The 20,253-nt window shown below is 68.3% G+C and carries 18 protein-coding genes and 3 tRNA genes; 13 read left to right on the plus strand and 8 right to left on the minus strand.

The window, feature by feature from the left end:
* Window positions 1–20: 20 nt before the first annotated feature.
* Window positions 21–1,367, minus strand: a complete 1,347-nt coding sequence (locus ACQ5DX_RS14515; protein WP_430333279.1) for an MFS transporter — start codon at window positions 1,365–1,367, stop codon at window positions 21–23.
* A 104-nt stretch (window positions 1,368–1,471) separates the two neighbouring features.
* On the opposite strand from ACQ5DX_RS14515, the gene ACQ5DX_RS14520 reads away from it, so the two are divergent.
* The 5 genes from ACQ5DX_RS14520 to ACQ5DX_RS14540 all read left to right on the plus strand — a co-directional run bounded on the left by ACQ5DX_RS14520 (window position 1,472) and on the right by ACQ5DX_RS14540 (window position 7,637).
* Window positions 1,472–2,032, plus strand: a complete 561-nt coding sequence (locus ACQ5DX_RS14520) for a PadR family transcriptional regulator (RefSeq protein WP_430333280.1) — start codon at window positions 1,472–1,474, stop codon at window positions 2,030–2,032.
* A 19-nt stretch (window positions 2,033–2,051) separates the two neighbouring features.
* The gene (locus tag ACQ5DX_RS14525; protein WP_430333281.1) at window positions 2,052–4,082 is read left to right on the plus strand and encodes an FAD-dependent oxidoreductase; all 2,031 of its coding nucleotides are present in this window, start codon (window positions 2,052–2,054) and stop codon (window positions 4,080–4,082) included.
* Between the two features lie 45 nt (window positions 4,083–4,127).
* The gene (gene cmrA / locus ACQ5DX_RS14530; RefSeq protein ID WP_430333282.1) at window positions 4,128–4,931 is read left to right on the plus strand and encodes a mycolate reductase; all 804 of its coding nucleotides are present in this window, start codon (window positions 4,128–4,130) and stop codon (window positions 4,929–4,931) included.
* 144 nt (window positions 4,932–5,075) lie between these two features.
* Window positions 5,076–6,419, plus strand: a complete 1,344-nt coding sequence (lysA, locus tag ACQ5DX_RS14535) for a diaminopimelate decarboxylase (protein ID WP_430333283.1) — start codon at window positions 5,076–5,078, stop codon at window positions 6,417–6,419.
* Between the two features lie 99 nt (window positions 6,420–6,518).
* Window positions 6,519–7,637: an NDMA-dependent alcohol dehydrogenase gene (locus ACQ5DX_RS14540; RefSeq protein ID WP_430333284.1), complete on the plus strand. Its 1,119-nt coding sequence runs from the start codon at window positions 6,519–6,521 to the stop codon at window positions 7,635–7,637.
* Window positions 7,638–7,670: 33 nt separating this feature from the next.
* Here ACQ5DX_RS14540 and ACQ5DX_RS14545 read toward each other — a convergent pair whose 3' ends face one another.
* A complete protein-coding gene (locus ACQ5DX_RS14545) occupies window positions 7,671–9,413 on the minus strand; it encodes a helicase HerA-like domain-containing protein (RefSeq protein ID WP_430333285.1) in 1,743 nt (580 codons plus the stop codon).
* Between the two features lie 84 nt (window positions 9,414–9,497).
* On the opposite strand from ACQ5DX_RS14545, the gene orn reads away from it, so the two are divergent.
* On the plus strand, window positions 9,498–10,097 hold the full coding sequence (gene orn, locus ACQ5DX_RS14550; RefSeq protein ID WP_430333286.1) for an oligoribonuclease: 600 nt from the start codon (window positions 9,498–9,500) through the stop codon (window positions 10,095–10,097).
* Window positions 10,098–10,180: 83 nt separating this feature from the next.
* Window positions 10,181–10,253 (plus strand) — tRNA-His (locus ACQ5DX_RS14555).
* Between the two features lie 646 nt (window positions 10,254–10,899).
* Here the strand turns inward: ACQ5DX_RS14555 and ACQ5DX_RS14560 are convergent.
* Together ACQ5DX_RS14560 and ACQ5DX_RS14565 are read right to left on the minus strand one after the other, a co-directional pair.
* The gene (locus tag ACQ5DX_RS14560; protein WP_430333287.1) at window positions 10,900–11,127 is read right to left on the minus strand and encodes a hypothetical protein; all 228 of its coding nucleotides are present in this window, start codon (window positions 11,125–11,127) and stop codon (window positions 10,900–10,902) included.
* A gap of 53 nt (window positions 11,128–11,180) precedes the next feature.
* Window positions 11,181–12,317, minus strand: coding sequence for a L,D-transpeptidase (locus ACQ5DX_RS14565; RefSeq protein ID WP_430335670.1), 1,137 nt, complete (start codon window positions 12,315–12,317; stop codon window positions 11,181–11,183).
* A gap of 375 nt (window positions 12,318–12,692) precedes the next feature.
* On the opposite strand from ACQ5DX_RS14565, the gene ACQ5DX_RS14570 reads away from it, so the two are divergent.
* A tRNA-Lys gene (locus tag ACQ5DX_RS14570) sits at window positions 12,693–12,765 on the plus strand.
* A 22-nt stretch (window positions 12,766–12,787) separates the two neighbouring features.
* Window positions 12,788–12,860: transfer RNA gene (locus ACQ5DX_RS14575), tRNA-Lys, on the plus strand.
* A 161-nt stretch (window positions 12,861–13,021) separates the two neighbouring features.
* Here ACQ5DX_RS14575 and ACQ5DX_RS14580 read toward each other — a convergent pair.
* Window positions 13,022–13,243 carry a DUF3618 domain-containing protein gene (locus ACQ5DX_RS14580; protein ID WP_430333288.1) on the minus strand — a complete coding sequence of 74 codons (222 nt, stop codon included), beginning with the start codon at window positions 13,241–13,243 and terminating at the stop codon, window positions 13,022–13,024.
* A gap of 122 nt (window positions 13,244–13,365) precedes the next feature.
* On the opposite strand from ACQ5DX_RS14580, the gene bcp reads away from it, so the two are divergent.
* Window positions 13,366–13,836, plus strand: a complete 471-nt coding sequence (gene bcp / locus ACQ5DX_RS14585) for a thioredoxin-dependent thiol peroxidase (RefSeq protein ID WP_430333289.1) — start codon at window positions 13,366–13,368, stop codon at window positions 13,834–13,836.
* 10 nt (window positions 13,837–13,846) lie between these two features.
* Here the strand turns inward: bcp and ACQ5DX_RS14590 are convergent, their stop codons facing one another.
* Both ACQ5DX_RS14590 and ACQ5DX_RS14595 read right to left on the minus strand, forming a co-directional pair.
* Window positions 13,847–15,217 carry a dipeptidase gene (locus ACQ5DX_RS14590; RefSeq protein WP_430335671.1) on the minus strand — a complete coding sequence of 457 codons (1,371 nt, stop codon included), beginning with the start codon at window positions 15,215–15,217 and terminating at the stop codon, window positions 13,847–13,849.
* A gap of 74 nt (window positions 15,218–15,291) precedes the next feature.
* Window positions 15,292–16,020, minus strand: coding sequence for a TetR/AcrR family transcriptional regulator (locus ACQ5DX_RS14595; RefSeq protein WP_430333290.1), 729 nt, complete (start codon window positions 16,018–16,020; stop codon window positions 15,292–15,294).
* A gap of 111 nt (window positions 16,021–16,131) precedes the next feature.
* Here ACQ5DX_RS14595 and ACQ5DX_RS14600 point away from each other — a divergent pair, with 111 nt between their 5' ends.
* From ACQ5DX_RS14600 to ACQ5DX_RS14610, 3 genes are all read left to right on the plus strand, one after another.
* On the plus strand, window positions 16,132–17,085 hold the full coding sequence (locus ACQ5DX_RS14600; protein WP_430333291.1) for an ATP-binding cassette domain-containing protein: 954 nt from the start codon (window positions 16,132–16,134) through the stop codon (window positions 17,083–17,085).
* Window positions 17,082–17,867 (plus strand): ABC transporter permease, encoded by a 786-nt coding sequence (locus tag ACQ5DX_RS14605; protein ID WP_430333292.1) that lies wholly within the window; start codon window positions 17,082–17,084, stop codon window positions 17,865–17,867. The genes ACQ5DX_RS14600 and ACQ5DX_RS14605 overlap by 4 nt, the downstream gene beginning before the upstream one ends.
* A 105-nt stretch (window positions 17,868–17,972) precedes the next feature.
* Window positions 17,973–18,626, plus strand: coding sequence for a TetR/AcrR family transcriptional regulator (locus ACQ5DX_RS14610; protein ID WP_430335672.1), 654 nt, complete (start codon window positions 17,973–17,975; stop codon window positions 18,624–18,626).
* Between the two features lie 21 nt (window positions 18,627–18,647).
* On the opposite strand, the gene ACQ5DX_RS14615 is transcribed toward ACQ5DX_RS14610, so the two are convergent.
* Window positions 18,648–20,246: an MFS transporter gene (locus tag ACQ5DX_RS14615; protein ID WP_430333293.1), complete on the minus strand. Its 1,599-nt coding sequence runs from the start codon at window positions 20,244–20,246 to the stop codon at window positions 18,648–18,650.
* Between the last annotated feature and the right edge of the window lie 7 nt (window positions 20,247–20,253).

The following is a 20,253-nucleotide window of genomic DNA, read 5'->3' on the forward strand; positions in this document are numbered from 1 at the left end:
ACCGATGTGACATTCAGCCGTCAGCCGGGGAGGGCGCCCGCGACCTCGCGTTCGGGCGCGCGCACCGCCAGTAGGGCGGCGAGCCCGACGCCCAGCACCACCAGCAGCCCCACGATGCCGGCGCGGTCGGCACCGAACCACCACGCGAAGAAGCCGAACAGCGTCGGCGCGAGGAACGACACCGCGCGCCCGGTCGTGGCGTACAGCCCGAACATCTGGCCCTCACGCCCCGGCGGGGTGACCCGGGCCAGGAAGGTCCGGGCCGACGACTGCGCGGGGCCGACGAACAGGCACAGCAGCAGCCCGAAGACCCAGAACATCAGGGTCCCGGAGATCACCAGCAGCACGACGCCGACGACGATCATCGCGGCCAACGATCCGACGATGACGCTCTTGGGTCCGATGCGGTCGTCGAAGCGCCCGGCGACGATCGCGCCCAGTGCGGCAACCACGTTCGCCGCGACGCCGAACAGCAGCACGCTGTCGGACGCGAGCCCGTACACGTTGACCGCGAGGACGGCGCCGAACGTGAAGACGCCCGCGAGCCCGTCGCGGAAGAGCGCGCTGGCGATCAGGAAGCCGACGGTTCGGCGGTCGACGGCCCACAGTTCGCGCACGTCGCGCCAGAGCACCCGGTACGAGTCGACGAACCCGGCCTTCGCGGCGCCGGGGTCGGCGGAGGTGCGCGGCGCCTCGGGAACCATGACCAGCACCGGGATCGCGAACACCGCGAGCCACACCGCGGCCAGCAGTGCCACCAGGCGGATGTTCATTCCCCCGTCGGTGGTGATGTCCAGGAACCCGCGGGTGTCGCCGTCGCCCGCGATGAACCCGAGGTAGCAGACGAGCAGCAGCACGATTCCACCGAAATACCCCATCGCCCAACCGAACCCGGATACCCGGCCGATGTTCTCCGGCGTCGACACTTGCCGCATCATCGCGTTGTACGGCACACCCGCGAGTTCGAAGATCACCGATGCGAACCCCAGCAGCACGAGGCCGAGCCACAGGTAGTGGTAGTCGTCGACGACGAAGAACATCGCCGCCATCGCCGCGACGGTGAGGAACGTCAGGACCGCGAGCGAGCGCTTGCGCCGACCTGTGGCGTCGAACCGCTGTCCGCTCACGGGCGCGAGCACGGCGATGCAGAAACCCGCGAGGCCCAGCGACCAGCCCAGCCACGTACTGGCCGAGACCGAACCGGGCAGGTCGTCGCCGACGGCGTCGGTGAGGTACACCGAGAACACGAACGTGAGGATCACGGCGTTGAACGCCGCGCTACCCCAGTCCCACAGCCCCCAGGCTGCGATCTGTCGTCGCGTCGCCGCCTGACCGATGCCCGCCTCCCCCACCATGCCGCTGCTCATGGCCGCGAGCCTAATCGCGCCGGGCCGCATTTCCCCGACGACAGCACACCGAACGGTCTATTCATCTGGTTGCATACTCACCCAGTTGCATACAGAATGGCGGGGTGGCACTCGAACACGCGATCCTCGTCTCCCTCAGCGAGCAGACCGGCTCGGGATACGAACTCGCGCGCCGGTTCGACAAGTCGATCGGCTACTTCTGGAGTGCCACCCACCAGCAGATCTACCGCGTACTCAAGCGGATGGACGACGCCGGTTGGGTCACGGGCGAATCGATCGCACAGGACGGCCGCCCCGACAAGAAGGTGTACCGCGTGTCGAGCGCCGGACGGACCGAACTGGCCCGCTGGATCGCCGAACCCACCGAACCGGGGCACCTGCGCAACGAACTCGCCGTGAAGATCCGCGGCGCCTCGTACGGGGACCTGGCGCCGCTGCTCGCCGAAGTGCACCGGCACCGCGACGAGCACGCCGCCCGCCTGGACCTGTACCGCCGCATCCAGCAACACGACTTCCCCGAGTCCCGTCCCCGCAGCGGCCGGGCCCTGCACCAGTACCTCGTCCTGCGCGGTGGCATCCGTGTCGAGGCCGGGTTCGTCGACTGGTGTGACGAGGTCCTCGACGCCCTGACCGGCGAAGCGGACTCGGGACCCACGCAGCCCTGACCCGACCGAAAGGCCCGGCATGACTTCCCCGTTCCCGCACTTACTCTCACCACTCGATCTCGGATCCACGACGCTGAAGAACCGCGTGATCATGGGGTCGATGCACACCGGCCTCGAGGACCGCGCCAAGAACACCGCGCGCCTCGCCGAGTTCTACGCCGAGCGCGCGCGGGGCGGCGTGGGCCTGATCGTCACCGGCGGCTACGCCCCCAACCGCACCGGATGGCTACTACCGTTCGGCGCCAAGCTCACCAATCGGCTCGAGGCCCGCCGACACCGCACCATCACCCGCGCCGTGCACGACGCCGACGGCAAGATCGCACTGCAGATCCTGCACGCCGGCCGCTACAGCTACCAGCCCTTCAGCGTCAGTGCGTCGTCGATCAAGGCGCCCATCAACCCGTTCCGGCCGCGTCGGCTGACGAGCCGCGGCGTGCGGTGGCAGATCCGCAACTTCGTGCGCTGCGCGCGCCTGGCCCGCTCGGCGGGCTACGACGGCGTCGAGATCATGGGCGGCGAGGGCTATTTCGTCAACCAGTTCCTGTGCGAGCGCACCAACCGGCGCCGCGACGAATGGGGCGGCACCCCGGAGAAGCGGCGCCGCATCGCTGTCGAGATCGTCCGGCGTACCCGCGAGGCGGTGGGCCCGGACTTCCTCATCCTGTTCCGGTTGTCGATGGCCGATCTCGTCGAGGGCGGGCAGACGTGGGACGAGATCGTCGCGCTCGCACAGGAAATCGAGTCCGCCGGGGCGACGATCATCAACACGGACATCGGTTGGCACGAATCCCGCGTGCCGACCATCGTGACGTCGGTGCCGCGCGCGGCGTTCGTCGACGTCACCGAGAAGCTCGCGAAGCACGTGTCCATTCCGGTCGTCGCATCGAACCGGATCAACATGCCCGAGGTGGCCGAGGAGATCCTCACCCGCGGCGAGGTGCAATTGATCTCGATGGCGCGGCCGATGCTGGCCGACCCGATGTGGGTGCGCAAGGCCGCGTCCGGTGCGCCCGACGAGATCAACACGTGCATCGCGTGCAACCAGGCGTGCCTCGACCACGCGTTCGTCAACAAGCACGTCTCGTGCCTGCTCAACCCGCGCGCCGGCCGCGAAACGGAACTGACGCTGCTGCCCACGCGCCGCAAGAAGCGTCTCGCCGTCGTCGGCGCCGGTCCGGCGGGACTGTCCGCGGCACTGAACCTCGCGCAGCGCGGACATGCGGTCACGCTGTTCGAGGCGCGCGGCGAGATCGGCGGCCAGTTCGGCATCGCACAGAAGATCCCCGGCAAGGAGGAGTTCGCCGAGACCATCCGCTACTACCGGCGCCAACTCGCCCTCGCCGGTGTCGACGTGCGCCTCGGCACCCGCGCCCAGGCCGCCGATCTGATCGACGCCGGCTACGACGAGGTGGTGATCGCGACCGGCGTCGTCCCGCGCATCCCCGCGATCCCCGGCATCGACCACCCGAAGGTGCTCTCGTACGCCGACGTCGTCCGCGACGGCAGACCCGTCGGAAGGTCCGTCGCCGTGATCGGAGCCGGCGGCATCGGCGTCGACGTCAGCGAGTTCCTCACCCATGAGCACTCCCCCACGCTCGACCTCGCCGAGTGGAAGCGCGAGTGGGGCGTGACCGACCCCGAGACCTCCCCCGGCGCGCTGACGACCCCGCGGCCGTCGCCGTCGCCGCGCCAGGTGTATCTGCTGCAGCGCAAGCCCGGACGGATCGGCGCGGGACTCGCGAAGACCACCGGCTGGGTGCACCGGGCCGCGCTGAAGGCCAAGGGCGTCGAGGAGATCGCCGGTGTCAACTACGAGCGCATCGACGACGCCGGCCTGCACATCACGTTCGGCGAGAAGCGGGAAAGCCCACGCACCCTCGCAGTCGACACGGTGGTGATCTGCGCGGGCCAGGAATCGGTGCGCGACCTGGCCGACGAGCTGACCGTCGCCGGCGTGCCGACCCACGTCATCGGCGGCGCCGACGTCGCGGCCGAGCTCGACGCCAAGCGAGCGATCGAGCAGGGCACGCGCCTGGCGGCGGGCATCTGAGCGCATGAGCACCACGTTTCCGTCGACCCGCTACGCTGCACTGTCGTGAGCCTGCCGAATCCCAACCCTGACGCCCGCGCGGTCGTGACCGGCGCCTCCTCCGGCATCGGCGAGGCCCTCGCTGCCGAACTGGCCGCGCGCGGGCACTCGCTGATCCTCGTCGCCCGCCGCGGCGACGTCATGGAGAAGCTCGCCGCCCAGCTGCGTGAGAAGTACGGCGTCGAAGTCGAGGTCCGTGCCGTGGACCTGTCCGACCGCGACGGCCGCGCCCCGCTGGTCGCCGAGCTGTCCGAGCGCGAGATCTCGATCCTGTGCAACAACGCCGGCATCGCGACGTTCGGCCCGGTCGTCGACCTCGATCCGAGCTACGAGCGCGACCAGGTCGAGCTCAACGCGGTCGCCGTGCACGACCTGACGCTCGCGGTGCTGCCGGGCATGGTCGCCCGGAAGTCGGGCGCGATACTCATGGTCGGCTCGGCGGCCGGCAACATGCCGATCCCGAACAACGCCACCTACGCGGCCACCAAGGCGTTCGTGAACACGTTCTCCGAGTCGCTGCGCGGCGAACTGAAGGGCAGCGGCGTGAACGTCACGCTCCTCGCTCCCGGTCCCGTCCGCACCGAGACCCCGGACCCGGCCGACGCCTCCATCGTCGACAAGCTGGTCCCGGACTTCCTGTGGATCTCGAGCGAGTACGTCGCGAAGGTCTCCCTGGATGCCCTCGCCGAGAACAAGATGCGGATCGTGCCGGGCATCCTGAGCAAGGGCATGTCGGTGGCCGGCCAGTACAGCCCGCGCGCCGCCATTGCCCCCATCGTCGGCACGTTCTACAAGAAGCTGGGCGGCTGAACCGACCGCGTCAACCACGCGTCAGAGCTGTCTCGGCCGGCGTCAAACAGGCGTCAAGACCCGGCTACCGGGCACCGCACCGGCGTACTTCTGAAGGTTGAACCCGCTCCGACCGGATTGCGGGCACTTTCCAGGAGTACGCCGGTGACCCTGCTCGACATCTTCCCCTCGCTCCGCGCCGCGATGGTGCCGCGTCTCGACCCGGCGCTGTGGCCCGTGAACACGAGCTACGACGACCGCGGTCGCATCCGGGTCGGTGGCGTCGCCCTCGACGACATCGCCGACCAGTACGGCACCCCCACGTACGTGCTGGACGAGGACAACGTGCGACACCGATGCCGCACGTATCGCTCGATCTTCCCCGAAGCCGAGATCGCGTACGCGGCAAAGGCACTGATGGCCCGGGGCGTCACGAAGTGGGTGACGGACGAGGGTCTGTCGCTGGACGTCTGCTCGTCCGGTGAGCTCGCGATCGCGCTGTCCGCGGGCGCCGACCCGCGTCGAATCATCATGCACGGCAACGCGAAGACAGCATCCGAACTGAGGGCCGCCGTAGCCGCGGGAGTCGGCCGGATCGTCGTCGACTCGCACACCGAGATCCGGCTCCTCGCGTCCGTCGCCCCTGCACGCCAGAAGGTCCTGGTCCGGGTCACGCCCGGCATCGACATCCACGGACACCCCGCGGTCACGACCGGCGTCGACGACCAGAAGTTCGGATTCCCGCTCGCGGGTGGGCACGCCGACGCGGCGATCCGACTGGTGCTCGAGCAACCCAACCTCGAACTGGTGGGGCTGCACTGCCATCTCGGCTCCCAGATCACCGACTCCGGCCTGTTCGGCACCGCGGTGGCCCGGCTGATCGGACAGATGGATCAGGTCCGGCGCGACCACGGCGTCATCCTGACCGACCTCGACCTCGGCGGCGGACACGCGGTGCCCTACCGACCCGGGGACCCGCAGATCGATCTCACCGCACTCGCGCGCACCATCGACGACGCCCTCGACGACGCATGCGCCCGCAACCGCTTCCCGCGGCCGCAACTCACCCTCGAACCGGGGCGCGCGATCGTCGCGCGGGCCGGAGTGACGCTCTGCCGGGTGGTGTCGATCAAGACGGCCCCGAGCGGACGGATCTTCGTGGCCGTGGACGGCGGCATGAGCGACAACCCGCGGGTCGCGCTGTACGGCGCACACTACGACGTCGCGGTCGCCAACCGGCACCCGTCCTGCGCCCACGTCCCGATGACCGTCGTCGGGCGGCACTGCGAGGCGGGCGACATCCTCGCCGGCGACGTCATGCTCCCGGCCGACCTCCATCCCGGCGACGTGCTCGCGGTGCCGTGCACGGGCGCGTACCACCACAGCCTGGCGTCGTCGTACAACGCCGTCGGCCGCCCCCCGGTGGTGGCGGTCAGAACCGGAGACGCCCGTGAGCTGATCCGGCGGGAAACGGTCGCCGACCTACTGTCCCGAGACATCGGACTGTAACCCGATTCCAGTCAGTGAGACCGGTCACACCGGAGCAGACCGCCTGGACGGATAGTGATGCGCACCACACCATCACCATCCACACAGGAGGAGCCACACGTGAAGACTCGCGGAGCCGTCGTCACCGAAGCGCCCGGCACGTACAAGGTTGTCGAACTCGAGCTTGACGGACCTCGCCAGAACGAAATCATGGTCAAGATGGTGGCCTCGGGTCTGTGCCACTCGGACGACCACATCGCGCAGGGCGACCAGCCGTCCACGCGCTACCCGATCTGCGGTGGCCACGAAGGTGCCGGAATCGTCGTCGAGGTCGGACCGCACACGCCCGGCTTCGAGGTCGGCGACCACGTCATCTTCTCGTTCCTCGCCGGCTGTGGACGCTGCCGGTGGTGCGCGAAGGGCCACCAGAACCTGTGCGACCGCGGCGCCACGATCCTGACGGGCGGACGCCCCGACGACCCGGACAGCTACCGCCTGACGATGGACGGCACCCCGGTCGCGCAGATGTGCGGTATCGGCACGTTCAGCGAGTACTCCACCGTGCACGTCGATTCCGCGGTCAAGGTCGACAAGGACCTCCCGCTCGAGAAGCTCTGCCTGCTGGGTTGCGGCGTCGGCACCGGGTGGGGCGCCGCCGTCAACTCGGCCGAGGTCTACCCCGGCCACACGGTCATCGTGATGGGCATCGGCGGTATCGGCATCAACGCCGTCCAGGGTGCCGCGCACGCGGGCGCCGCCCACATCATCGCCGTGGACCCGGTTGCGTTCAAGCGCACCACCGCTCTGGAACTCGGCGCCACCCACGCGGTCGCGACGATGGAAGAGGCCACCGAGATCGCACGCTCCTACACCAACGGGCAGGGCGCCGACTCCGCGATCGTCACGGTCGGCGTCACCACCGGCGAGCATGTGGCGCAGGCGTTCTCGTCGATCCGCAAGGCCGGCACGGTCGTCGTCACCGGACTCGGCAAGCTCACCGACTTCGGCATCCCCGTCAGCCTGCTCGAACTCACCCTGTACCAGAAGCGCATCCAGGGCTCACTGTTCGGCGCCTCGGCCCCGAGCGCCGACATCCCGTGGATGGTCGAGATGTACAAGGCGGGCAAGCTCGAGCTCGACAAGCTGGTGACCACCACCTACACGCTCGACGACATCGCGCAGGGCTACATCGACATGCACGAGGGCAAGAACATTCGCGGCGTCGTGCTGTTCGACTGACCCCGCGGGTACCGGGCGCCGGCCGCGCCTCCCTCAGCGTCGACGCCGGCGTCCGGTACCGAAGATGCTCCGCGAGATCTCCCGGCCCGCGGCCGACCCCGCCGACCGCAGGAAGCTCTTGACGGCCGAATTGCCGAGAATCTGCTCCGCGACGCTCGGCCCCTCGGATGCGGGAGGGGGCGGCGGAGGCAGGTCCGGGAGATCCGGCAGCGGAGGCACGTCCAGCGCCGGATCGATGTCCGGCGCGGCAGCCACCTTCGCAGTGAGCTTCTCGTACGCCGATTCCCGATCGATCGTCTGCCCGTACTTGGCGTGGAGCGCGCTCGCCTCCGCCGCGGCCCGGATGGCGTCGTCGCCGATCGCATCCATCAGCGAACGCGGCGGGCGCACCCTGGTCCATGCGACCGGCGTCGGGGCGCCCTTTTCCGAGAGCACCGTGACGATCGCCTCGCCCGTGCCGAGTGACGTGAGTGCCTTCTCGAGGTCGTAGTGGTCCGTCTTCGGGTACGTCTTCACGGTCCGGTTGAGCGACTTCTGGTCGTCTGGAGTGAAGGCCCGCAGCGCATGCTGGACGCGCGCACCCAGCTGCGACAGCACCACGTTGGGGATATCGGTGGGCAACTGGGTGCAGAAGAACACGCCGACGCCCTTGGACCGGATCAGTTTCACGGTCTGCTCGACCTGCGCGAGAAACGCCTTCGAGGCATCGGCGAACAGCAGGTGCGCTTCGTCGAAGATGAAGACCAGTTTCGGCTTGTCGAGGTCGCCTGCCTCCGGCAGCGCCTGGAACAGGTCGGCCAGCACCCACATCAGGAACGTCGAGAACATCGCCGGCCGCGCCGCCTGCGCCCCCAGTTCGAACAGCGTGACGACGCCGCGCCCGTCGGGGCCCACGCGCAGCAGGTCCTCGGTTTCGAACTGGGGTTCGCCGAAGAAGGTGTCGCCGCCGTTCGCTTCGAGGTTGACCAACGCGCGCAGGATGACACCGGCAGTGGCAGCGGACACGCCCCCGATGCCCTTCAGGTCGGCCTTGCCCTCGTCGGACGTCAGGTGGGCGATCACCGCCCGCAGGTCCTTCAGGTCCAGCAGCGCGAGGCCCTGCGTGTCGGCCCAGTGGAAGATCAGACCGAGGGTGGATTCCTGGGTCTCGTTGAGTCCCAGAACCTTGCCGAGCAGGATCGGCCCGAAACTCGTGATGGTGGCGCGCACCGGGATCCCGATGCCGCCGGTGCCGAGGGAGACGAACTCCACCGGGAAACCGGCGGGCTCCCAGTCGGACTCACCGGTCTCGGCCGCGCGCGCCGCGGCCTTCTCGTTCGCATCCCCCGGCCTCGACAGACCCGACAAGTCGCCCTTGATGTCGGCCATCACGACAGGAACACCTGCGGCCGAGAGCTGTTCGGCCATACCCTGCAGGGTCTTGGTCTTGCCGGTACCGGTCGCTCCCGCGATCAGCCCGTGCCGGTTGACGGTGGCCAACGGAATTCGTACCCGCGCGGCCGGATCGACGGTGCCGTCGACCACGACGGTGCCGAGTTCGAGTGCGGCACCGTCCGATTGGTAGCCGGCAGCGATCTCTGCCGCGACACCGCCGGACTCCACCCGTGCCGAATCCGCCGACGCGACCTGGGCGGCCTCCATCTCACGCTCCGCTGCCTCCGCCGCGGCGGCCGCCTCTGCCGCGGCCCGGGCCGCTTCCTCCGCGGCCGCCTTCGCAATCCTGGCCTTCTCCGCCAGCGACTGGGCGTCGTCCCCCGGGACCGAATCATCAGCCATGAAGCGTCCTCCTCGAAGCAGAAGCGAGCGGGAAGTTCTCCACCGTGGACAATATCCCGGCCACGCCTGACTACTGTGTTTCTCGTGCAGGACAAATTGGTATGGATCGATTGTGAAATGACGGGCCTTCGGCTCGGCTCCGACAAGCTCATCGAGATCGCCGCCCTGGTGACCGACAGCGACCTGAATATCCTCGGCGACGGTGTGGACATCGTGATCCACGCCGACGACGACGCACTGGCCGCGATGCCGGACATCGTGAAGGAGATGCATGCCCGCTCGGGTCTCACCGAGGAGGTGCGCGCGTCGACGGTGACGGTGGCAGAGGCTGAGCGGATGGTGCTCGACTACATCCGCGAGCACGTGCCCGTCGCCGGCACCGTGCCGCTCGCCGGCAACTCGATTGCCACCGACCGCGGATTCATCGCCCGCGACATGCCCGACCTGGACACACACCTGCACTACCGGATGATCGACGTCAGCTCGATCAAGGAGCTGTGCCGACGCTGGTACCCGCGGATCTACTTCGGCCAGCCGGAGAAGGGGCTGTCGCACCGCGCCCTCGCGGACATCAAGGAGTCGATCCGCGAACTGCAGTACTACCGACGGACCGCATTCGTCGCGGATCCGGGACCGTCGACCGTCGAGATCGCGGCCGTCGCGAAGGAGCTGGGACCCGCCTGACCTGGCGATTGGCACTTTCGTCGATCGACAGGCTAATATTCATCTCGCTGCAGCAACCGGTTCCGCCGGAAGCGACAGCGATGGTGACTGTAGTTCAGTTGGTAGAGCACCAGGTTGTGATCCTGGCTGTCGCGGGTTCGAGTCCCGTCAGTCACCCCGAACAAACGCCCCCCGGCATTGCCGGGGGGCGTTTTTCGTTTCGGTCACCCGCGTCGGATGCCCGCGCCAGCCGCCCCCGAGCGTGCCCGCCGGCCCGTCGGCACACCCCTTGTGCGCCAGCTCCCCGACACCACCCGGTCGACACTCCACCCTCACACCGACCGTGTGATCCAGTTCACTTTTCTGATACCCGGCGATACACACAAATGCCGTTGAACAGGAAATTCACGCAAGTCTCACTCAGTGGGACTTGGAATTAACCGTTTGTTCAAGCGCGCCCTACTGTGACGCACAGCATCTTCGATGCACGGAATGGCCTGTGTCACTTCCGCACCCCGTTTGCATCCAACTACAGGAGTCAACATGCCTGAATTCGGTTCTTCCACCGCCGAGATCCGCAGCTACATCGGCCTCGGCGCCGGCCTGCTCAGCGGCATCGGCGCGATCCTGGGCCTCGGCGCCCTGCTCGGCCTCATCTGACACAGGCTGACGAGCAGAACCCGCAAGCTACGAGAAGTGGCCGGCACCCGAAAGGGTGCCGGCCACTTCTCGTTGCGGGACGTACCAGCCTCGCCGCCCTCGGTCCGACCGAGCTCGGCAGCACGTCGTCTCCCGCGCGGCGACGGGAGACGACGGACGCGTACTAGTCGAACAGCGTGGGCGCATCTCCGCCGTCGGCGCCGTCGGCCGTTCGAGGGGGACGCGTCCCCGCTTCCGCCTTACGAACCACGGTCAGCGTCGTCGTGCGACGCGACAGACGATGCCCGTCTGCGTGTTCCAACAGAGCCATGCCATGCCGGACCTCGAGCACCGTCCACGGGCCCGCATGTCCCGCGGCCTGAACGAGATCCCCGACTCCCACCGTTTCCACCGCTGCGCTCCCGTTCCTTCGGACGATTCGGTCGCCACCAGGATAATCGGCCGCTACGCGTTGCCGGCGCGCCAGGTCTCCCACGGAATGTTCCAGTCGCCGAGGCCTTCCGTACCCGACAGGGTGCCGCCGACCGTGTTCTTCACGATCACGATGTCGCCGCGCTTGGTGTTGTCGTAGATCCACTTCGCGTTCGACGGGCTCAGATTCAGGCAGCCGTGGCTGGTGTTGGTGTAGCCCTGTTCGCCCACCGACCACGGGGCCGAGTGGAAGAAGATGCCGCTGTACGACATTCGCGTGGCCCAGTCGACGGGCGTGCGGTAGCCGGCGGGTGAGTTGACCGGCACACCGTAGGTGGACGAGTCCATGACGAGATGGTCGAACCGGTCGCCGATGATGTAGACACCGTTGTCGGTCGGGGTGCTGTCCTTCCCCATCGACGTCGGCATCGTCTTCACGTCCTGGCCCGACCGGTTGACGGTGACCTGCTTGGTGTCGTCGTCGGCCGTGATCACGACGGCGTCGCCGATCGTGAAGGACGAGTGCACGTCCTCCTGCCCGAACATTCCCTTGCCGAGGTCGCGGCCGTACGCCTTGACGTCGACCGTGACCGTGGTCCCCGGCTGCCAGTATTGCTGCGGCCGCCAGCGCACCTCGCGGTTGCTCAGCCAGTAGAAGGCGCCCTCGACCGGCGGCACCGTGACGATCTCGATGGCCGCCTCGGCGGCCTTGCGATCGGGGATGTTCTCGTCGAACTGCACTGCGACGGGTTGCCCGATGCCGACGACACTGCCGTCTCCCGGCATCACGTAGGGCTTCGTGAGGTTTCCGGGGGCACTGGTCGTGAACGACATCGTGGTCGACGTCGAACCACCGAGTCCGTACGCGTCGGCCTGCAGCGAGTACTTGCGGTTGTAGCCGAGCGGCTCGGTGTTGGTCCACGACAGGCCGTCGGACGCGACAGTCCCTGCGACAACCTTGCCGTCGGGATTGCGCAGGGTCACGTCCGCGAGTCGGCCGTCGGCGACCCGCACCGTGACGGGGTCACCGGGAGAGAACCCGACCGCACCGTCGACCACGGACGTCGTGAGCTTGGGCTGGATCAGGGCGACGAGCGGATTGGAGTCGACCGGAGCCGAGTCGGCGGTCGACGCATCACTGGTGGAGATGGTGCAGCCGGTGACGAGCATCACGATGCCGAGCGCTGCGGACCCGACCGTGATCAGAGCCGGCCACCTCGAACTCGATTCGCCGCCCTCGCGACGACACTCGCGACCGCCCCAGATCCTCATGAAAACCCCACTTCACACTGCACAAACTTCACGGTGCACCCCTTCGGACGCACCCCCACCCGCGGACCGTCAGAGCGATCCCGACCTCCCGCGCACCTGAATGATGCCAGGTCACTCGGACACCACACCTCGACGTGCCGCGCCGGTGAATAACGGTCGAATACCAATCGCCACCTGCGGCTGGAGGGTTACAGCCGGACTGATTTGCTTTCGCTCGAAGCGGTCCGTTAATGTTCTCTTCGCACCGAGCGAGGGACACCTCGCGAAGGCAATGCGCCGCTAGCTCAACTGGCAGAGCAAGTGACTCTTAATCACTGGGTTCGGGGTTCGAGTCCCTGGCGGCGCACGCTAGTTCACTAGCAAGGTTGGCGCCTATAGCTCAGTTGGTAGAGCAAGTGACTCTTAATCACTGGGTCCGGGGTTCGAGTCCCTGTGGGCGCACCGAGAAGGCCCCCGCACGCATCGCGTGCGGGGGCCTTCGTCGTTTCCACCTTCGAAAATCCGAGGACGCCGGGAAACGAAAAGGCCGCCACCTCCCTCACCGGGATCCAGTCCCTGGGACTGGTCGCGGATCCGGAGACGACGGCCGGGTCGCCCGATCGTCAGCGGAAGATCTTGCGCAGCACCAGGAGACCGACGACGGCGCCGGCGCCGATGAGAGCCGCCTTCACCGCGGGCTCGTTCAACTTGGCGAGCACACTCTGCTTGGTGGTCTCGACGAGACGCTTGGGATTGGTGCGGACAGCGAGCACGTCGAGTGTCTGTGCGAGCTGATTGCGGGCGTTCTCGATGTCCCGCTCGATGGCCTCGGTGTCCCTGGACACGTGTCCTCCAACTGTCGAATCGGTGCGGCGTGATGCTGCTGTGCCGGTCACGCTACCGGCAACACTGGACACAACCGTAGAACAGAAGGGCGAACCGTACGTCTTCGGTAGCCTCAGACGCTGTGACCGACAACAGGCTTGCCCCCGGAGACATCGCCCCCGACTTCACGCTGCCCGACGCCGACGGCAACGAGGTGTCGCTCGCCGACTACCGCGGCCGCAAGGTGATCGTGTACTTCTACCCCGCCGCCAGCACGCCGGGCTGCACCAAGCAGGCCTGCGACTTCCGCGACAGCCTCGCCGAACTGAACGAGGCCGGCCTCGACGTGGTCGGGATCTCCCCCGACAAGCCCGCCAAGCTCGTGAAGTTCCGCGACAACGAGGGCCTGAACTTCCCGCTGCTGTCGGATCCGGAGAAGGCGACGCTCACCGCGTGGGGCGCGTTCGGCGAGAAGAAGATGTACGGCAAGGTCGTCCAGGGCGTGATCCGCTCGACGTTCCTGGTGGACGAGGACGGCAAGATCGAGGTCGCGCAGTACAACGTGCGCGCCACCGGCCACGTCGCCAAGCTGCGCCGCGACCTGTCCGTCTGATCCGGCGCGGTCAGTCCGCACGCCCGCCGAGGCTCTGCAGGAACAGAGCCTCGGCGACGGCCAGATTCTCGATCTCCGACGGATCCACGCTCTCGTTCGGGGCATGGATCAGCGCGCGCGGTTCCTCGACGCCCATGAGCACGATCTCGGCGTCCGGGAACTGCTCGGCCAGCACATTGCACAGCGGGATGGTGCCGCCCTGCCCCGCCACCGCGACGTTCGCGCCGAACGCGGACCTCAGCGCGGACTTCAGCGCCGTGTAGCCGGGCCCCGACGTCCGCGCCCGGAACGGCGCGCCCACGGACTCCCGCTCGACCGTCACCCGCGCACCCCACGGCGCCGCCTTCTCGAGGTGCGCGACAAGTGCGTCCTGGGCCCGCTGCGGATCCATTCCCGACGGCACCCGCAGGTTGAGGCGAGCGGCAGCCCGCGGCTGGATCGCGGCCGCGGACCCCACCACCGGTGGGGCGTCGATCCCCAGGATCGTCAGCGCCGGCCGCGCCCACACCGCGTCGGCCACCGACCCCGATCCGGTCAGCCGCACCCCGTCGAGCACGCCGGCATCTTTGCGGAACTGTTCCTCCGGGTACTGGACTCCGTCCCAGTCCTGCGCGGTATCGAGGCCGTCGACGACGGTGTTGCCGCCGTGGTCCCGCAACGTCGAGAGCATCTGCACCAGCGCCGCCAGCGCATCCGGTGCCGATCCGCCGTACATGCCCGAATGCAGCTCGCCGGCGAGCGTTTCCACGTGCACGACGACATTCGCGATCCCGCGCAGGCTGGTCGTGAGGGTGGGGGCGCCCACCGCGACGTTCCCGGTGTCGGCGATGACCACGACGTCGGCCACGAACAGTTCGGGCCGGTCCTGGACGAGCTTCTCGAGCCCGCCGGCCCCGAGCTCCTCCGATCCCTCCGAGACGATGCGGACTCCGACCGGTAGCGGCGCGCCCGACGCCGTCAGCGCCCGCAGCGCCAGCAGGTGCATGACGACGTTGCCCTTGCAGTCGGCGGCGCCGCGTCCGTACCACCGCCCGTCACGCTCGGTGAGCTCGAACGGCGGCGTCTCCCACAACGCCTCGTCCCCCGCAGGCTGAACGTCGTAGTGGCTGTACAGCAGAACCGTCGGCGCACCGTCCGGGCCGGGCTGGTGGCCGACGACGGCCGTCGACCCGTCGGAGGTCTCGATCAGTTCGACGTCCCCGATGCCGGCGGCGCGGAAGGCGTGGGCGACCCAGTTCGCGGCGCCCACGCATTCCTCCGGTGGCGCCTGACGCGCGTCGGCGATCGACCTGAAGGCCACAAGGGCCGCGAGTTCCTCGCGGGCGGTCGGCATCAATGCCGTGACCCGGTTCCGAATCTCGCCCGAATGCTCCGTCACCACGGCCACCTCCACACGTTCACGACAGGTCCCATCGAGCCTACGAGCCGGGGCCCGTCGGCGTACGGCAGAGCGCCCTAGGAGTCGTAGTGCTCGACGATGCGTTGCACACCGTCGAGGAGAAGGCCGAGTGCGAACCGGAAGTCCGAGTCCTCCCAATCCACGTCGTCCTCCGCGAATGCCTCCGCATCGAGAGCCGCGGTGAGCGCGGGGAACTGCGCCGGGTCGAGTACGCGCCGCAGGACGGTCGAGTAGTTGTCCGTTTCCGTGTCCAGGACGAGATCGACGGTGAAGCGCGCCCGACTGATGACGTGCACCGAGAGGTTGAGCGCGACCTGCACCTTGAGCGGCTCCGGTAGCCGGGTCGACGCGAGGCAGCCGAGGGCGGCCTCGAGCCAGGCGATGTTGTTCGGCCCCAGGGGCGGGCCGCTGATCGGCAAACGCAGCCACCATCGGTGACGCATGAGGACGTCGTACTCGGCGCGCGCCCACGTCTCGAGACCCTCCCGCCACGAGGAGGTCGACGGAATCTCCGGGGGTGTCCCGATGACCCGATCGGAGATCAGTTCGAGCAGTTCGTCCTTGCTCGCCACGTAGCGGTACAGCGACATCGTGGTGAAGCCGAGTCGCTTGGCGACCCGGGCCATCGACAGCGCGGCCACGCCCTCTTCGTCGGCGAGTTCGATTGCGGCGTCGAGGATCTCACCGAGGCTCAACCCGCGCTTGGGCCCCCGGCGCCCGGCCTCGTCCAGTCCCCATGCCAGCTCGACGAATCGGGGCAGCGTCTCCCCCTCGGTGGTGTCCATCCGCGTCATTGCTCCTGCCTGCCACTCGAGTCGACTCTTGCGCTCATCCTAAAACTGCGTATCGTCTAAACAGTTGTGTATCACGTACGCAGTTTCAGGGAGGAGAGGTCCATGGACCAGTCACAGTCCACACACGCCGTCTCGGTCACCGGCTTGCGCAAGAGCTTCGGCGGCCGAACGGTGCTCGACGGAATCGATCTGCACGTGCCCGCCGGGACCGTGTTCGCGCTGCTCGGCGCCAACGGGGCCGGCAAGACCACCACGGTCCGCGTGCTGTCCACGCTGCTGCCGTTCGATGCCGGAGAAGTCGAGGTCGCGGGCCATCGCCTGCCGTCCGACGCCCGCGCGGTCCGCGCCGACATCAGCGTCACCGGCCAGTACGCGTCGGTCGACAAGCTGCTGACCGGTCGCGAGAACCTCGTCCTGATGGGCGAACTGCACCACCTCGGTCGACGTCGGGCGCAGCGCCGCGCCGACGAACTCCTGAGCACGTTCGATCTGGTCGACGCGGCCGGCCGCCGAGCCGACACCTACTCCGGCGGCATGCGCCGACGTCTCGATCTGGCGATGAGCCTGGTCGCGCGCCCCAAGGTGCTGTTCCTCGACGAGCCGACCACCGGCCTCGATCCGCGCAGCCGCCGGGACATGTGGGAGATGGTGCGGGAACTGGTGCACGAGGGCACCACGATCGTGCTCACGACCCAGTACCTCGACGAGGCCGACGAGCTCGCCGACCGGATCGCAGTGCTCGACGGTGGACGGATCGTCGCCGAGGGCTCGGCCGACCAACTCAAGCGCCTCGTCCCCGGCGGACACGTCGAGCTGAGGCTCCACGATGCCGCGCAGGTGGCCCGGGCGAGCGCCGCGCTGCCCGACGCCGGCGTCGACCACGACAACTCGACGCTGACGATCCCGACCGACGGCAGCATCAGGTCCCTCAAGGAGATCCTCGACCGACTCGACGATCCGACGTTGTCCGTGGAGAGCTTCACCCTGCACACCCCGGATCTGGACGACGTGTTCTTCGCACTCACCGGCACCGCAACCAAGGAGGAAGTCCGATGACCACCACCACCGAATCGCGTCACCCCTCCACCGCCCTCGCCGATTCCTGGGCGATGCTGCGGCGCAACCTCGTCCACATCACCCGCAGCCCCGACACGATGGTGATGGCTCTCGCCCTGCCGATCATGCTGATGGTTCTGTTCGTCTACGTCTTCGGCGGCGCGATCGCGACCGACACTGCCTACATCGACTACGTCGTGCCCGGCATCGTGCTGCTCTGCGCGGCGTTCGGGTCGTCCACCACCGCGGTGAGCGTGTCGAGCGACATGACCGACGGCGTCATCGACCGGTTCCGGACGCTGCCGATCGCCCGCTCGGCGGTGGTCAACGGGCATGTCCTCGCGAGTGTGGTGCGGAACCTGGTCACGACCGCCGTCGTCGTCGCGGTCGCTCTACTGATGGGGTTCCGTCCGACGGCGGACCCGTTGCGTTGGCTCGCTGCGATCGCGCTCGTCGCGCTGTTCGTCCTTGCCCTGTCGTACGTGTCCACCGCCCTGGGCCTGTTGGCGGCGAACCCGGAGGCCGCCGGAGGGTTCACCTTCGCAATCCTGTTCCTGCCCTATGTGAGCAGCGCGTTCGTTCCGACCGACACGATGCCGACGTGGCTGCACTGGTTCGCCGCCAACCAGCCCGTCACACCGATCATCGAGACGGTGCGGGGCCTGCTCACCGGCACTCCGATCGGCGACAGCGCCTGGTTGGCGGTCGGGTGGTGCGTCGCTTTCACGGTGGTGGGTTTCGCGGCCGCAACCACGCTCTATCGTCGGCGGACCTCCCGTTAGCGGTACCGCGAGAAACACCAGAACGGGATCTTCGTCGAATCCAAGGCCAAAGACCGATAACCTGTGCTCGTGGAGTCCACTACCAGCCGCCGTCCGCCCCGCCGGGTGGACCCCGCGCTGGAGGTCGACAGCGACCCCCAGGAGCTGATGCCACGGCGGCGCCCGACACAGGAACGAAGCCGCCGTAAGTTCGATGCACTGCTCGCCTCGTCCCGCGAACTGCTGGTCGACGTCGGGTTCGAATCGTTCACGTGCGAGGAGGTGGCGGCGCGCGCCGACGTCCCGATCGGCACGCTCTACCAGTTCTTCGCGAACAAGTACGTGATCGTGTGCGAGCTCAACCGCCAGGACCTGGTCGGCGTGCAGCAGGAACTCGAGGCGTTCGACGGAGAGGTGCCGTCGCTGGACTGGCTGCGCTTCCTGAACAAGTTCGTCGACCACATGGCGGGGCTGTGGACGTCGGATCCGTCGCGGCGCGAGGTCTGGCTGGCGATGCAGTCGACGCCGTCGACGCGGGCCACCGGGGTGATCCACGAGAAGGAGTTCGCCGAGCAGGTCTCGCGGATGCTCGCGCCGCTCACCCCGCACACGCCGCGCGAGCGCCGCAAGATGATGGCCGAGGTTCTCGTCCACGTCGTGTACTCGATGCTCAACTTCTCGGTCCAGGACGGCCAGAGCCACGCCGACGCGGTCGTCGAACTCAAGCGGTTGATGGTCGCGTACCTGCTCGTGGCGGAGAAGGAATCCCGCTCGAAGTAGGTGCCGTTCGGGCACTCCGGGTCACTCGCGGCGCGCCGGCACCTCAGCGACGTCGTCGTAGCCGCCGTGGGTGGTCCCGCGGGCACGCACCGACGACACGACCGTGACCCCGGCCGCGACGAAAATCATGATCGCGGAGACCAGCAGTGCGGTGTCGAGGCCGGCGTGGAACGCTCGGTAGGTGGCGTCGATGACCTGGTCGACGATGGGGCCGTAGGCCGACGACGCCTGCTGGTCGCCGCCCGCGGGCACCGCACCGGTCTTGATGGCATTGATGACGATCGCCTGGAAGTTCGCCGGAATGTCCAGCTCGTTCAGCCGCCCGGTGAGGTCGGATGTCATGTGCGCGTTGACGAGTGCCCCCAGCGCCGCGACGCCGACGACGGCGCCGATCTGCCGCATCGTGTTCGTGGCGGCGGCCGCCATACCCGAATGCGCGGCCGGGACGCCGGTCAGGACGGCCGACGTCAACGGCACCACCGCCACCCCGAATCCGAGTCCGGCGACCGCGAGGGCCGTCGTGAGCGGCAGGAACGACGGGTCCCCGCTCAGAGCCGCCCGCGTGAAGAGGATGCCGATCGCGCCCACGACGCACCCCACGATCATCGGCACGGCGGCAGAGCTGCGCGCGACCCACCGGCCGCACAGGATCGAGCCGACCACGATCGCCACCGCCATCGGGGTGAAGATCGCCGCCGCGTGCAGACCCGAATATGCGTACACCTCTTCGAGATACAGCGCGGTGAAGAAGAAGATCGAGAACACCCCGAAGTACACGGCGAACGCCACGATCAGTGCGCTGCGCACCATCGGTGGGCGCAGATAACGGAAATCGAGCATCGGGTTCTGGACCCGCAACTCCACGACCACGAACGCGACGAGCGCCACCGCACCGACGACGAACAGGGTCACGACCGACGGCGCGTCGTAGCCGACGTTCTCCCCGGAGATCCCGGCGTAGATCACGCATCCGAGGAACGTCGAACCCAGCACGAAGCCGCCGAGATCGAGCGGGCCCGGTTGTGGGTCGGCGCTTTCCGGGACCAATCGCAGGGCGGCGACCAGCAGTACGACGCCGAGGAGGAGGTTGAACCAGAACACGGCGCGCCAGTCGTAGGTGCCGACCAGGATTCCGCCGACGACCGGGCCGAGGGCCAGGGCCAGCCCGGACACCCCCGCCCACACGCCCAGCGCCCGTGCCCGCTCGCCGCGGCCGGGGAACACGTGGCGGATCACCGAGAGGGTGCCGGGCTCGGACGCCGCCGCCCCCACCCCCATCACCGCCCGGCCCACGATGAGCAGTGCCACCGATGCGGCCGCGGCGCTGATCACGGAGCCCACACAGAAGATCACGATGCCGGCGACCATGACGCGCTTGCGTCCCCACCGGTCGCCGAGCGAGCCGGCCGTGAGCATCAGACTCGCGAACACGAGCGTGTACGCGTTGACGACCCACTGCAGCGACACCACACCGGCATGCAGGTCGGACTGCACGCTGCCCAGCGTGACGCTGACGATCGTGGTGTCGAGAAACGTCAGGAAGAGCACCGCGCACACGGTTGCGAGCGCGGCGCGCTGTCCCGACGCCGTGCCCGACCGTGCTGCGACGCCGGGCCTCATGGCGAAC

It is taken from the genome of Rhodococcus sp. ACT016, assembly GCF_050477185.1.
Lineage (GTDB): Bacteria > Actinomycetota > Actinomycetes > Mycobacteriales > Mycobacteriaceae > Prescottella.